13 protein-coding genes are annotated in these 14,192 nt (G+C 62.8%); 4 read left to right on the forward strand and 9 right to left on the reverse strand.

All coding sequences use genetic code 11. The features are described from left to right. Nucleotides 1–405: 405 nt before the first annotated feature. Nucleotides 406–2,745 carry an NADP-dependent malic enzyme gene (locus P3T22_RS15085; RefSeq protein ID WP_429325349.1) on the reverse strand — a complete coding sequence of 780 codons (2,340 nt, stop codon included), beginning with the start codon at nt 2,743–2,745 and terminating at the stop codon, nt 406–408. Nucleotides 2,746–2,952: 207 nt separating this feature from the next. On the opposite strand from P3T22_RS15085, the gene thiL reads away from it, so the two are divergent. The 4 genes from thiL (at nt 2,953) to P3T22_RS15105 (ending at nt 5,627) form a co-directional block, all read left to right on the forward strand. Next, complete coding sequence (gene thiL / locus P3T22_RS15090; protein ID WP_063497354.1) at nt 2,953–3,951, forward strand: thiamine-phosphate kinase; 999 nt, start codon at nt 2,953–2,955, stop codon at nt 3,949–3,951. After that, nucleotides 3,941–4,477, forward strand: coding sequence for a phosphatidylglycerophosphatase A family protein (locus tag P3T22_RS15095; RefSeq protein WP_429325350.1), 537 nt, complete (start codon nt 3,941–3,943; stop codon nt 4,475–4,477). The genes thiL and P3T22_RS15095 overlap by 11 nt, the downstream gene beginning before the upstream one ends. 84 nt (nt 4,478–4,561) lie before the next feature. Further along, nucleotides 4,562–5,062 (forward strand): CinA family protein, encoded by a 501-nt coding sequence (locus tag P3T22_RS15100; protein ID WP_063497355.1) that lies wholly within the window; start codon nt 4,562–4,564, stop codon nt 5,060–5,062. 43 nt (nt 5,063–5,105) lie between these two features. Continuing rightward, nucleotides 5,106–5,627 (forward strand): cupin domain-containing protein, encoded by a 522-nt coding sequence (locus P3T22_RS15105; RefSeq protein WP_429325351.1) that lies wholly within the window; start codon nt 5,106–5,108, stop codon nt 5,625–5,627. A gap of 98 nt (nt 5,628–5,725) precedes the next feature. Here P3T22_RS15105 and pyrF read toward each other — a convergent pair whose 3' ends face one another. From pyrF to P3T22_RS15145, 8 genes are all read right to left on the reverse strand, one after another. Further along, nucleotides 5,726–6,541: an orotidine-5'-phosphate decarboxylase gene (gene pyrF, locus P3T22_RS15110; protein ID WP_063497356.1), complete on the reverse strand. Its 816-nt coding sequence runs from the start codon at nt 6,539–6,541 to the stop codon at nt 5,726–5,728. A 135-nt stretch (nt 6,542–6,676) separates the two neighbouring features. After that, nucleotides 6,677–7,651 carry an aldose 1-epimerase gene (locus tag P3T22_RS15115; RefSeq protein WP_429325352.1) on the reverse strand — a complete coding sequence of 325 codons (975 nt, stop codon included), beginning with the start codon at nt 7,649–7,651 and terminating at the stop codon, nt 6,677–6,679. Then, on the reverse strand, nt 7,648–8,448 hold the full coding sequence (locus tag P3T22_RS15120) for an SDR family NAD(P)-dependent oxidoreductase (RefSeq protein WP_429325353.1): 801 nt from the start codon (nt 8,446–8,448) through the stop codon (nt 7,648–7,650). Before P3T22_RS15120 ends, P3T22_RS15115 begins: the two co-directional genes overlap by 4 nt. A 52-nt stretch (nt 8,449–8,500) precedes the next feature. Beyond that, nucleotides 8,501–9,517: an L-arabinose ABC transporter permease AraH gene (gene araH / locus P3T22_RS15125; protein ID WP_063497359.1), complete on the reverse strand. Its 1,017-nt coding sequence runs from the start codon at nt 9,515–9,517 to the stop codon at nt 8,501–8,503. A 54-nt stretch (nt 9,518–9,571) separates the two neighbouring features. Further along, nucleotides 9,572–11,113: an L-arabinose ABC transporter ATP-binding protein AraG gene (gene araG, locus P3T22_RS15130; RefSeq protein ID WP_429325354.1), complete on the reverse strand. Its 1,542-nt coding sequence runs from the start codon at nt 11,111–11,113 to the stop codon at nt 9,572–9,574. A 228-nt stretch (nt 11,114–11,341) separates the two neighbouring features. Then, nucleotides 11,342–12,340, reverse strand: coding sequence for an arabinose ABC transporter substrate-binding protein (locus tag P3T22_RS15135; protein WP_429325355.1), 999 nt, complete (start codon nt 12,338–12,340; stop codon nt 11,342–11,344). A gap of 235 nt (nt 12,341–12,575) precedes the next feature. Further along, on the reverse strand, nt 12,576–13,502 hold the full coding sequence (locus P3T22_RS15140) for an SDR family oxidoreductase (protein WP_429325356.1): 927 nt from the start codon (nt 13,500–13,502) through the stop codon (nt 12,576–12,578). Further along, entirely contained in the window at nt 13,499–14,179 is a 681-nt protein-coding gene (locus P3T22_RS15145; RefSeq protein ID WP_429325357.1) for a 2-dehydro-3-deoxy-6-phosphogalactonate aldolase, read from the reverse strand. The genes P3T22_RS15140 and P3T22_RS15145 overlap by 4 nt, the downstream gene beginning before the upstream one ends. Nucleotides 14,180–14,192: the final 13 nt, after the last annotated feature.

Below are 14,192 nucleotides of genomic sequence, written 5' to 3' on the forward strand. Positions count from 1 at the left end.
CCCCGCTGTTAGATCACGAGTTTGACGACCATGAAAGTCGTAAGGGTATCGCTAAAACCCCACAGAATCAACGTTCACCGGACAGGCAAAAGCTTCCAATCGCGCGGGAAAGAGCCACGGAACAGGCTTTGACGACTTTTGACAGAATATTTATCTCGTGTAAGCTAAAATTAACCTAACGAAGCAAATTTGGCGGGCCCAAACCCACGGGCCACCCATTGCGCAGCCCATTCCCTGTAGTGAAAGCCTTGCGGTTCCGGCGGTCTCTCGAAGGCGGAATGGTCTCATTCAGCCTTTTTTAGGGTGGCTATCCCCTGTTCACCCGCAGGCGTGCCCGTTGCGGGCACGCCTTTTTTTTACATGGCGCTTTAGTCACAACGCCACGCTTCAGTCCCGGATCAAGGATCAGCGGGCGGCGATCACGTCTGCCACCAGCAGCGCCGTCATGTTGACGATGCGGCGAACCGTGGCCGAAGCCGTCAGCACATGCACCGGTTTGGCCGCGCCGAGCAGCATCGGACCAATCGCGATGTTGTTGCCCGCGGCGGTCTTCAGCAGGTTGTACGAAATGTTGGCGGAGTCGATGTTCGGCAGCACCAGCAGGTTCGCGTCGCCTTCGAGTGTCGAGTCGGGCAGCACCTCGCGGCGCAGATTCGCGTCGAGCGCGAGGTCGCCGTGCATTTCGCCGTCCACTTGCAGCTCCGGCGCGCGCTCGCGCAGGATCGCCAGCGTGTCGCGCATTTTCTGCGCGGTCGGCGCATTGCTCGAGCCGAAGTTCGAATGCGACAGCAGGGCGACCTTTGGTTCGATACCGAAGCGGCGCACTTCGTCGGCTGCCATGATCGTAATCTCAGCGAGCTGTTCCGGCGTCGGATCGACATTCACGTGCGTGTCGACCAGGAAAATCTGGCGATTCGGCAACACCAGCGCGTTCATCGCCGCATAGACCTTCGCGCCTTCCTTCTTGCCGATCACCTGATCGATGAAGTGCAGGTGGCGATGCGTGGTGGACACCGTGCCGCAGATCATGCCGTCCGCCTCGCCCTTTTCCACCATCATCGCGCCGATCAGCGTGGTGCGGCGGCGCATTTCGAGCTTCGCCATCTGCGCGGTGATGCCCTTGCGGGACATCATTTTGTGATATTCCTGCCAGAAAGCGCGGTAACGCTCGTCGTGGTCGGTATTGACGACCGTGTAGTCCTGCCCTGCGACCAGACGCAGGCCATAACGCGCGATGCGCTGTTCGATCACCGCCGGACGGCCGATCAGGATCGGCTTTGCGAGCTTTTCGTCGACGATGATCTGCATGGCGCGCAGCACGCGCTCTTCTTCGCCTTCCGCGAACACAATGCGCTTCTTCTCCGGCTCGACGCCACGCGCCAGCTGGAAAATCGGCTTCATGGTCGTGCCGCTGTGATACACGAACTGCTGCAGATGCTGTTCGTACGCTTCCATGTCCTCGATCGGACGCTCGGCAACGCCCGAATCCATCGCGGCCTTCGCCACTGCCGGCGCGACCTTGACGATCAGTCGCGGGTCGAACGGCTTCGGAATCAGGTAGGCCGGACCAAACGAGAGATCCTGGATGCCGTACGCGGTCGCGACGATATCGCTCTGTTCCTGGCGGGCCAGTTCGGCGATCGCATTGACCGCGGCGATTTCCATTTCACGCGTCACCGTCGTCGCGCCCGCATCCAGCGCGCCGCGGAACAGGAACGGGAACACCAGCACGTTGTTCACCTGGTTCGGGTAGTCCGTGCGGCCCGTGCAGAGTATGGCGTCAGGACGCACTTCGAGCGCCAGTTCCGGCAGGATTTCCGGAGTCGGGTTAGCCAGCGCCAGGATCAGCGGCTTGTCAGCCATTTGCTTGACCATGTCCTGCTTCAGCACGCCGCCGGCCGACAGGCCAAGGAAAATGTCCGCGCCGCCGATCGCCTCAGCGAGCGTGCGAGCGTCGGTTTCGCGTGCGAAGCGTTCCTTGTCCGGGTCCATCAGTTCGACGCGGCCCTTGTAGACCACGCCGGCCAGGTCGGTGACGGTGATGTTTTCGAGCGGCAGGCCGATGTCGACCAGCAGATCCAGACACGCCAGCGCTGCCGCACCCGCGCCGGACGCCACCAGCTTGACCTTCTTGATGTCCTTGCCGACCACCTTCAAACCGTTGGTGATGGCCGCCGCGACGACGATGGCCGTGCCATGCTGGTCGTCGTGGAAAACCGGAATCTTCATGCGCTTACGGCATTCGCGTTCGACGATGAAGCAGTCCGGCGCCTTGATGTCTTCGAGGTTGATACCGCCGAAGGTCGGCTCCAGCGCGGCGATCACCTCGACCAGCTTGTGCGGATCGGACTCGTTCAGCTCGATATCGAACACGTCGATGCCGGCGAACTTCTTGAACAGGACGGCCTTGCCTTCCATGACCGGCTTCGAGGCGAGCGGCCCGATGTTGCCGAGACCCAGCACCGCGGTGCCGTTCGTGACGACGCCGACCAGGTTGCTGCGCGCGGTGAAACGGGCGGCGTTCAGCGGGTTTTCGACGATTTCCTCACACGCGAACGCGACGCCCGGCGAGTACGCCAGCGCGAGGTCGCGCTGGTTGATCATCTGCTTGGTGGGGGCGATCGCGATCTTCCCGGGGGTCGGGAACTCGTGATAATCGAGGGCGGCTTCGCGGAGTTTGCTATTGACGGGAGTCGACATAAGGCGGGCTTCGAAGGGCGGATTAGAATAGATGTTCGACGGCATTGTAGCCCCAATTGCCGGCGCAATTCCTTCAATACGGGTACAACTGCCGCGACTGAAACATAGCGAAAGGCAGATGTGGCACGCTCCAGGCCAACTACTCGTTGAATCGGGGTTGAGTGCGAATAGAGCGTTTACCCGCGAACATCCCCGTACAATGCCCGCCGTTAGCGGCTTTTCGTTGCACTTATCCGTTCACCCATTGCCACCATGCTCTCCGAGTTTTCGCTGATCGATCGCTTCTTCGCCCGCCGCGCAGCCGCTGCGTCATCCCCTGCGGCTGAAGGCGAGCTTGGCATCGGCGACGACTGCGCCCTGCTCGCGCCGCGCCCCGGAGAAATGCTGGCGATATCGACGGACATGCTGGTGGAAGGCCGTCACTTCTTTCCTGATATCGATCCCGAGGCACTCGGTCACAAGGCGCTGGCGGTGAACCTGTCGGACCTGGCTGCGATGGGCGCGCGGCCGCAGGCGTTCACCCTGGCGTTCTCCTTGCCGAAGGCCGACGAGGCATGGCTCGCCGCCTTCAGCGACGGCCTCTTCGCGCTGGCTGAGCGCTACGGCTGCGATCTGATCGGCGGCGACACGACCGGAGGGCCGTTGAATCTGTGCATCACCGTATTCGGCAGCGTGCAGCCGCAAGTTGCGCTGCGCCGCGACGCCGCGCAACCGGGCGATGACATCTGGATTTCCGGCACGCTCGGCGACGCACGTGCAGGGCTAGGCGTGCAGCGCGGCGAGTGGTCCGCCGATGCGAGCGACACTGCGACATTTAGTCGCGCCCTCGAACGTCCAGAACCGCGCGTCTCCCTTGGTCTCGCGTTGCGGGGCATCGCGCATGCAGCGCTCGATCTGTCGGATGGGCTCGCCGGCGACCTGCTGCACATCCTGGAACGTTCGAAAGTGCACGCCAGTGTCGACGTCGACGCCGTACCGCGTTCAGCCGCGCTATGCCGCCTCCCACCCGAGATCCAGCAACGTTGCACGCTAACCGGCGGCGACGACTACGAGTTGTGCTTCACCGCGCCAGCTGCGGCGCGCGCCAAGGTCGAAGCAGCCGGCCGCGAGGTCGCGATACCGGTCACCCGCATCGGTACAATAAGCGCTCTTCAATCGGCGGCTGACCGCCCGGCGATCGGTTGGCAGAATGCCGCCGGCGCGCCCCTTACTCTGACGTTGCAAGGCTTCGATCATTTCCATGCCGACTGATCCCCCGCTGGTCCCCGCCGACGACCTCATCGGCCATCCGCAGCCGCGCCGCGCCACCGCGCGCTTCATGCTGTCGCACCCGCTGCATATTCTGTCGCTGGGTTTTGGCAGCGGCCTGTCGCCGGTTGCGCCGGGCACGATCGGCACGCTGTTCGCATGGGCATCGTTTGCCGTCCTGAGCCGCTATCTGACCGTGGTCGAGTGGGGCGTGCTGATCGTCGCCGGCTTTTTCGGCGGCATTGCGATTTGCGGCTTTACCGCGAAGAAACTGGGCATCGACGATCCGTCGCCGGTCGTCTGGGACGAAATCATCGCGTTCTGGCTGGTGCTGCTGATGGTCACGCCGGTCACGCTGACCGGGCAGTTTGCCGCGTTCATCGTGTTCCGCTTCTTCGACATGGTAAAACCGCCGCCGATCGGCTATTTCGACCGCCGACTGAAAGGTGGCTTTGGCATCATGTTCGATGACCTGGTCGCCGCGTTTTTCACACTGCTCGTGATTGCGCTCTGGCGCATGTCGGTTTAGCCGTCGCCGGTTCGCCGGTGCGGGCCAACCGCTGCCAGCAGCCGGCCGCCTCCGCAGCAGTTCCTCGTTTTCCGGATTGACGTCATGCCTACCGATTCCGTGGTTCACCAGCTCGCAATTCGCGTGAGCAACCGTCTGCGCGACGAGCGCCTGATGCTCGTCACCGCCGAATCCTGCACAGGCGGCATGGTAGCGACCGCGATCACCGATATTTCCGGCAGCAGCGGCTGGTTCGAACGCGGCTTCGTTACGTATTCGAATCAGGCGAAGTCCGAAATGATCGGCGTGCCGGCCGACCTGATCGACAAGCACGGTGCCGTTAGCGAGCAAGTGGCGCGCGCGATGGCCGAGGGCGCACTGCGCAACAGTCGTGCGCAGGTGTCGCTGTCGATTACCGGCATCGCCGGCCCGGGCGGGGGCACTGAAACCAAGCCGGTCGGCATGGTGTCGTTCGGCTGGAGCAATCGGTTGCATACGTCGGTAGAAACCAAGGTCTTCAAGGGCGACCGCGAGAAGATCCGCGTGCAGGCCGCCGCACACGCGTTGCGCGGCATGCTGGCCCTGCTCGACGAGCGCGAACATTAACGTTCGGTTAACTTGCGGTTCAAAACCTGAAGTGCCGCCCACGATGCCCGACACGTCTACGCCACACTCAGCCAAAGACGAGCTGATCCGTCGCCTCGATCTGAAGCCGCATCCGGAAGGCGGATTTTTCAGCGAGACGTATCGGTCGGCGGAGGCCGTCCGCCGCGATGACGGTTCAACGCAGACGCGCTCGGCGTCCACTGCGATTTACTACCTGCTCTGCGACGGCGCGCATTCGGCGTGGCATCGGATCAAGTCCGACGAAGTCTGGCATTTCTATGCCGGCGAGCCGTTGAACGTCCACGTGCTCGACGAAGCGGGTTCGCTGACTACGCACAAGTTGGGCAATGCGCTGACGCATTCGGACGCAGTGTTTCAGGCGGTGGTGCCCGCAGGTCTGTGGTTTGCCGCGGAATGCGCGGACCCGGCTGCGTTCGCGCTGGTGGGCTGCACGGTGGCGCCGGGGTTTGAATTCAGCGAATTCGAGCTGGCGGATATGCATGCGCTGAAGGCGCAACATCCACAGCATGCGGCGTTGATTGAGCGGCTGGGACCGTTTGCCTGACCGGCCTCGACAGAGGCAAAGATTCAGGCAACGTTTGACCAGCCGGAACAAAAGCAGAAACCGATTCACAGGCCGTCGTTCAAAACGGCCCCCCTCCATCACCGGAATGCATTGATCCGGTCACGCGTTTCCATCGCGGCTTTCGCTGCGGCTTCAGCGAAATCATCGTCCTTGCCGGCGTAAATAATCGCCCGCGACGAGTTGATCAGCATGCCCGTGCCGTTCGCCGTACGGCCAGAGTTGACCGTCGCCTGAACATCGCCGCCTTGCGCGCCGATACCCGGAATCAGCAGCGGCATGTCGCCGACGATGCCACGCACCGCTTCGATCTCTTTCGGGAAGGTCGCGCCGACCACGAGACCCAATTGGCCGCTCGCGTTCCACTTGTCCGCCGCCAGTTGTGCAACGACCTGATACAGCGGACGCCCGCCCGTCTCCAGAAACTGCAGATCCGAGCCGCCCGCGTTCGAAGTCCGGCACAACACAATCACGCCCTTGCCCGCGTGCGCCAGGTACGGCTCGATCGAGTCGAAACCCATATACGGATTCACCGTCACCGCATCGGCCTGATAGCGCTCGAACGCCTCGCGCGCGTACTGCTCGGCGGTGCTGCCGATGTCGCCGCGCTTCGCGTCCAGAATCACCGGCAAGCCCGGATGGTTCGCATGGATATGCGCGATCAGCTGCTCGAGTTGGTCTTCCGCGCGATGAGCGGCGAAGTACGCGATCTGCGGCTTGAACGACGACGCGTACGGCGCGGTCGCATCGACGATGGTGCGGCAGAAGTCGAAAATCGCTTCGGGACGGCCCGCGAGCGCGCCCGGGAATTTGCTGGGCTCGGGATCGAGGCCGACGCACAGCAGCGAGTTCGTGCGCTGCCAGGCGTCGTTGAGTGTCTGGATGAAATTGGACATGGTGAGCTCGCGGCGAGCCGATAACGGAAGAGGCGCGTATTTTACCCGTCCTGTGCCGCAGCCCGCGGCCAGGCGTCATACCGGCTTGGGCCGGGGCGTGACGGGTGCGCCGTGCCGCTCCGCCCGGCTCGCCGGCTACTGCCGCCGCGACCCACGCGCACCCGGCATCGAGCGCAAACCGGTACGCTCGACGCTGAAGCGGAACATGCGCGTCAGGCACTCGCCGCGTTTCAGCATCGTCATGCCGTTCTCGCACGCGCCGCCCGCCAGATTCATCGCGTTGATCGGATGATCGACCGGCTCGAAGCAGAAGAAGTCTTCGCCCGGCGGCGTATACAGCACGTAGTAGTCGGTGTCGGCGGCGATATTCAGCGACAGGCGCCGCTTCGGCCACACCACCGCCGCTTGCCCGCTCCAGCCCGTGAATGCGTGATTGACGATGGCTTCCGGCAGCGGATACGCCACGCCGAATTGCCACGCGGGCGGTGCCGGCACGTGACGCACCGGCAGCCAGTCGCCGCCTGAGAGCCACAGGCCGCCGGCCGCCGCCGACAGTTCGGTGTCCGCATCACGCACGAAAAAGGGATGCACGCCAAGCCCGAAAGGCAACACCTCACGGCCGGCATTCTCGATTTCCAGCGTGATGACGAGCGTGGGACCGTCCAGCGCATAGGTTTGCGTCGCGCGGAACGCATAGGGTTTGCCGTCATGGCGATCGAGCGTCAGACGGACATTCTCACGGTCCGCCTCCGCGACCTGCCAGGCAGAGAGCCAACCGTCGCCATGAATCGGCAAGGGTTCGTCGGCGCGATTTTGCGGCACCTCGACACGCCGCCCCGCCACGTTGAAATGACCGCCGCCGATGCGGTTCGAATACGGCAGCAACGGATAGCAGGCCAGCTGGTTCGGCTGAGTATCGGCCGCGACGTGGCGGCAGCGCCGGAAAATCGGCGTGAGCGCACCGTCGTTGCGCCAGTCGAAACGGGTGACGCCACCGCCGAGCGTCGGCGCGACGTCGAGGCGCAAATGCGCGTTGGCAAGCGTGATGCACGCGAGCTCGCCGCCGCTTGTCTCGCCGAGCGCAACCGCCGACGTACTGGGGGTATTCACGCCCAGCCTCCGTCGACAACGATGTCCTGCGCGGTGATCATCCTGCTGTCGTCGGCGGCGAGGAACAGCGCCATGCGGGCAAGATCGGCAGGTAGCAGTTCAGCGTCGATGCACTGGCCTTCCTTGATCGAGCGGCGGCCCGCGTCGTCGAGCCACAAACGCTTCTGTTTTTCGGTCATCACCCAACCCGGCACCAGCGTGTTGACGCGAATGTTGAAGTGACCGAGGTCGCGCGCGAGGCCACGCGTCAAACCCTGCACTGCCGATTTCGACATCACGTACACCGGATAGCCGCCGTTCTTCAGCATCCAGCTGATCGAGCCGAGGTTGATGATCGAGCCGCTGTTGGCCGCTTTCATGTCTTCCATCACCGCTTGCGCCGCGAAGAACTGATGACGAATATTCACCGCGATGCCTGCGTCGAAAAACTCGCTCGTCACTTCACCAATCGTGTGGCGCTTGTCGTTCGCCGCGTTGTTCAGCAGCACCTCAATCGGGCCGAGCGCAGCCTTCACGTCGGCGATCGCTTTCTGCAGCGCGTCGATGTCGGTCAGATCGCACGGCAAAAACAGCGGCTTGTGTTTCGAATCGCCGAGTTCGTCGGCAAGCGCTTCACCCGCGGTCGCATCGATATCGAAGAACGCGACGCGCGCACCCTGCGCCGCGAAATGCTCGACGAACGATGCGCCGATACCGGTCGCGCCGCCCGTAATGAGCACGGTTCGGTCGACAAGACTCGGATAGCGGGCAAACGCGTTGTCCGCGAGACGGTCGTTTGCATTGGCCGGAGACGACATCGTTCGATTCCTTCTAGAGCAAAGTGAATAAGTCGCGGATCGAGCCGCGGGATTAGTCCCGCGATCCGCGGTTCTTCAACTGATCGAGCAGCACAGCGGCGAGCAGAATCGCGCCACGCACGAGGTACTGATAGAACGCGTCGATGTTCATCAGGTTCATCACGTTCTCGACCGTACCCATGATCAGCACGCCGATCACGACACCGGAGATCGTCGCGCGGCCGCCGAGCAGCGACACGCCGCCCAACACGCAAGCCGAAATCACGTTCAGCTCGAAGCCTTCCGCCGCATTCGGCTGACCCGACGTAATCCGCGAAGCCAGAATCACACCGGCCAGCGCAGTGACGGCGCCCTGAATCAGGAAGATATAAACGCGCGTGCGTTCGACATTGATACCGGCAAGACGCGAAGCTTCCGGATTACCGCCGATTGCCAGCGTATTGCGGCCGTACACGGTCTGATTGAGCATCACGCCGAACACGACGAAGCACAGCAGCGTGACCCAGATCGGCAGCGACACGCCGAAGAAGCTCAAGCCGCCCAGCGCGATAAACGTATCCGACGACACGCCCACGGCCTGCCCGTGCGACACGATAAAGCCGAGACCGCGAACGATTTCCATCGTCGCGAGCGTCGTGATCAGCGCGTTGATGCGCAGATACGCGATCACCGCGCCGTTGACGAATCCGATTACGGCGCCTGCCGCCACCGCGGCGACGATCGCGATGAACGTGTTACCGGTCGCGTTCAACACCATCGCGCACAGCACCCCCGCGAACGCGACCGTCGAACCCACCGACAAATCGAAATCGCGCGAGGCCAGACAGAACATCATCGTGCACGCGACCATGCCGATCTGCGAGATCGACAGCGCGAGACCGAGCATGTTCTCGATCGAGAAGAAGTGATCGACCGTCAGCGACATCGTGATGAACATCACGATGAAGATCAGAATCAGGCTGTACTCGGTGATCTGCTGCCACCATTTCGCCTTGTCGTTCGACTGCGGGATCAGCGCTTCGGCCGCGCCTTTGGCGGCTTGTTGCGCGAGGTTTTCTCTGGCTTGCATTTTGAAGACTCCTCCCGTTCCCCACGGGTTGCCGGACTTTCGTCCAGATAATGTTCAGGCCGCTTGCCCGGTGGCTGCGGTTCCGGCTCCCGGCAGTGCGGTCGAGCTTTGCGGCAACGCGAGGCTCAACACCGTTTGTTCCGTTGCGTCCTTGCGTGACAGTTCGCCGGAAATCCGGCCCTGACGCATCACGACGATCCGGTCGGACACGCCGAGCACTTCCGGCAATTCAGACGAAATCATCACGATCGCGCAGCCGCGTTCGGCAAGCTGATAAATCACGTTATAGATCTCGTGCTTCGCGCCGACGTCGATCCCGCGCGTCGGCTCGTCGAGAATCACCACCTTCAGGTCAGGCTCGGCCAGCCAGCGCGACAAAATTGCCTTCTGTTGATTGCCGCCCGACAGAAAGCGAATCTTCTGCCGGCGGCTCGGCGTCTTGATCTTCAGCAGCTTGATAAAGCGGTCGGCGGTTTCCGCTTCCTTCTTGCGGTCGAGGAACATCCCCGCGCGCAGATAGTGACGGCGGCAACTGATATTGATGTTCTCCGACACGGTCGCCATTGCGACGATGCCTTCTTCCTTGCGGTCTTCCGGGCACAGCACGATGCCGTGCCTGATCGCCTCACCCGCACTGCGCACCTTGATCGGCTTGCCATCGAGCACGATTTCGCCGCCCTTCTTGTGATCGGCGCCGTACACGAGGTGCATCAGTTCGCTACGTCCTGCGCCCACCAGACCGAAGAAGCCGACGATCTCGCCACGGCGCACTTCGAAGCTGGCCGGCTGAGCGAGCGCATGGCCTTCGATCGCTTTCGCCGCGAAGCGCACGTCGCCCAACGGACGCGCTGAATAGTTGTAGATATCGGCGATTTCACGTCCAACCATCTCGCTCACGATGGTGTCGCGCGACACGCCTCCGAGCGTCGGATGCGAGGCGATCTTGCGGCCGTCGCGGAAGATCGTGCAGGCGTCGCACAACTCGTAAATCTCGTCCATGCGGTGCGAGATATAGATCATCGCGCGGTTGTCGGCACGCAGATCGCGCACCAGCTTGAACAGCACTTCGGTCTCGCGATGCGACAGCGAGCTGGTCGGTTCATCCAGTGCGATCACGCGCGCGTTGCGCAGCAACGCCTTGCAGATTTCGACCATCTGCCGTTGCGCGATCGAGAGTTTGCGCAGCTTCGCGTTGGGATCGAGCGCCACGCCCATCGCTTCGAGGCGTTCACGCACGAAGCGCTTGGCTTCGCGCTTGTTGACCCAGCCGAGTGAATTCGGCAACTGGCCGAGCAGCAGGTTTTCCGCGACCGTCAGATCGGGCACGTATTGCAGTTCCTGGTGAATCACCGCGATCCCCGCCGCGATCGACGCCGCCGCGCTCGCAAAGCGCACCTCGTTGCCGTCGATCATCACGCGGCCGGAGTCGGGCTGATATTCACCGCCGAGAATCTTCAGCAGGGTCGATTTCCCTGCGCCGTTTTCGCCCATCAGGCCATGCACCTGGCCGACGTTGACGTCGAAGGACACACCGTCGAGCGCGCGCACGCCTGGAAAGACTTTGCCGATATTGTCAAAACGTAGCGTCGCTGACACTTCGCCTCCCGTGTCGACGGGAGTTAGCGCTTTAGCTGTCGATCGGAGTTCGCGCTTTAGCGCGCTACTCCGATCCCATGCAAAGCACTTACTCCCGTCCCATACAAAGTTATCGACCGGAGTTAGCGCTTTAGCGCGCTACTCCGATATTGCTGCTGCCGGTGCGTCCACTCCATGGACAATGACGCACCGGCCGTTCATTTCACTGCACCGCGGCAAAACAGCGGCTTATTTCGATGCGAGGCCCATCTTCTCGCGCACTTCACCCACGTTGTCGCGCGTGGCCAGCATGCCGGTCGTCAGCGTGAGCATCGGCGGTTCCTTGCCTTGCGTGATCCAGTCGTACATCAGCGTCGAGGTTTCTTCTCCGTGACGCTTCGGGCTGATGATGACCGTGCCGTAGAAGCCGGTCGGCGACGGCTTCTTGAACTCGTTCAATGCCGAGTCCGAACCACCGATGCCAATACCGATCATGTTGTCCGCCTTGAAGCCGCGGCCTTCCGCTGCGCGCACCGCACCGAGCACGGCTTCGTCGTTCAGACCGTAAGCGACCCAGTGCTTGAAATTCGGGTTCTTGGTGAGCGCAATGTTGGCGGCATTGAAGGCGTTTTCCGTGTCCGTCTTCGCTTGCGGCGCGGCGACGATGTTCGCCTTCGGGAAACCGGCGGCGACGAGCGCGTCGGTTGCACCGGTGGTGCGGTCAACCGCGGTGGGCAACTGGTTGTAGGTCACGTCGATCGCGCCGACGTCCTTCATGTCCCAGCCGCGCTTCTTGATTTCCGCAGCCAGGCCGTCGCCCACTTGCTTGCCGATGTTATAGGCCGAGATGCCCATATGCGGCACCGATGCGATCGGCTTGCCCGCGCCGTCGACGAGGCGGTCGTCGACCGTCATCATCTTCAGGCCGTCGGCCTTGGCTTTGGCGACGATGCCCGGTCCGAGCTTGACGTCAGGCGTGCAGATCACAAAACCTTGCGCTTTCTGAGCCGACAGGTTGTCGATGGCGCTCATCACCTTCTCGCCCGAGGGCGCGCCGATCTTGACCAGCGTGAAGCCCTTCTCCTTGGCGGCGATTTCCGCGAACTTCCATTCGTCCTGGAACCATGGCTCTTCCGGCTGCTTCACGAGAAAGCCGATCTTGACCGGATCCGCGGCTTGCGCCACCGGTGCGTTGAAGAGCACACCCGCCGCCGCTGCTGCCAGCGTGAGGAAAATTCTTCGATTCATGATGCGTGTCTCCTGACTAATTGATACGAGAAGGTGTCGGCCGCGTCTTCTTGTACCGGTTGTGACACACGCGGCCAGCGCGTCGTCCGGCGAAACCTGACTACCAGTTATTGCTCGTTCTTGCTGCCGGTCCTGCTTCCTGTTGCGTGCTGCTCAACCGTAGCTGGACGCCGCCGCTAATTCCTTGCCGTAGCGCCTTGCGTTACGGGCCCGATCCACTGGCCGACAACTACGTTCAGTCGTGATACAGCGCCGAGCGGCCGCCATCCACGGTGATGCAGGTGGCGTTGATGAACGGTGCTTCATCCGAGGCGAGAAACACCGCCGTCATCGCCACTTCTTCCGGGCGGCCGATGCGCTTCATCGGTTGCAGATCGAGCGTCGCCTGTTTCGCTGCGGCCGGATCGGCTTGTTCGTTCCACCAGTCGTGCGTCAATTGCGTTTCGATGTATCCTGGCGCGATCGCGTTGACCCGCACGTTGCGCGGCGCGTATTCGATGCCGAGCGCACGCGTCAATCCGAGCACGCCGTGCTTCGCCACCGGGTATGGAAAACATCCCGGGATGATCTTGAATGCATGCGTCGACGCGATATTCACAATGCTGCCCGCCCCGCGTTCGATCATGCCCGGCAACACCGCGCGACACCCGTTCCATACGCCGTCGAGATCGACCGCGAAGCAACGGCGCCAGTCGTCGTCGGTCATCGTCAGCGGGTCGCAGAACACGTTGATGCCGGCGTTGTTGACCAGCACATCGAGCGCGCCGAACGCGTGTTCCGCCTCGCTCACCGCGTGCTGAACCGAAGCTGACTGCGTCACATCGGTTTGCACCGCGAGCACTTTTGCTCCGCTGGATCCGTGCGGTGCACGCGCGTCATCTGCACCTGCACCTGCACTGGCACTGGCACTGGCACCTGCACCTGCACCTGCACCGGCACCTGCACCTGCACCTGCACCGGCATCTGCACCTGCACCTGCACCTTCATCTGCACTGGCACCGAGCGCGGCCCGAATTTCGCGCGCGGTGCGCTCGGCCGTTTCGATATCCAGCTCCGCGAGTACGACCGCCGCGCCCTCGCGCGCAAAGGCGAACGCGATCGCCGCACCGATGCCGCGCCCGGCACCGGTGATCAACGCGACTTTGCCGGCGAGCCGTTTCATTTCTTCGCGCCTGCTCGGGCGATGCGCAACCCGTTGATGAACGCCTTCGCATGCGAGGCCGTCGCCGCCACGCTCTGCCCCGGCTTGTACAGCGCCGAGCCGAGGCCGAAACCGTTCGCGCCGACACTCAGAAACGGTCCCATGTTGTCCTGCGTGATCCCACCGACCGGCACCAGCGGCACTTCCGCCGCGATCACCGCGCGCCACGCCTTCACAACCTGGCAGCCGAGTTGTTCCGCAGGGAACATCTTCAGCACATCCGCGCCGTTTTTCAGCGCGATGAAGGCTTCGTTCGGCGTCGCCACGCCCGGTACGCAGGCCATGCCTTGTGCTTTCGCGGCGCCGACGACCTCCGGGTCGCTATGCGGCATCACGATCAATTCGCCACCCGCCGACTTCACGTCGTCGACAAAGCTCGCATGCAGCACCGTGCCCGCACCGACGATCGCATCGGCCGGCAACACCTTGCGGATCGCCGCGATGCTGTCGAACGGCTGCGGCGAATTCAACGGCACTTCGACGATGCGAAAGCCGGCCTCGTACAGCGCCAGACCGTGCTCGGCGGCATCCGCGGGTGTCACACCGCGCATGATCGCGATCAGTGGACAGACCTCGAACGCCGCGATCAGACCCGCGTGCGGCATGTACGGGGCGGGCAGATTGATGTGAGGTTGCATGTCGGTTCCTTGT

It is taken from the genome of Paraburkholderia sp. GAS348 (assembly GCF_050434205.1).
Lineage (GTDB): Bacteria > Pseudomonadota > Gammaproteobacteria > Burkholderiales > Burkholderiaceae > Paraburkholderia.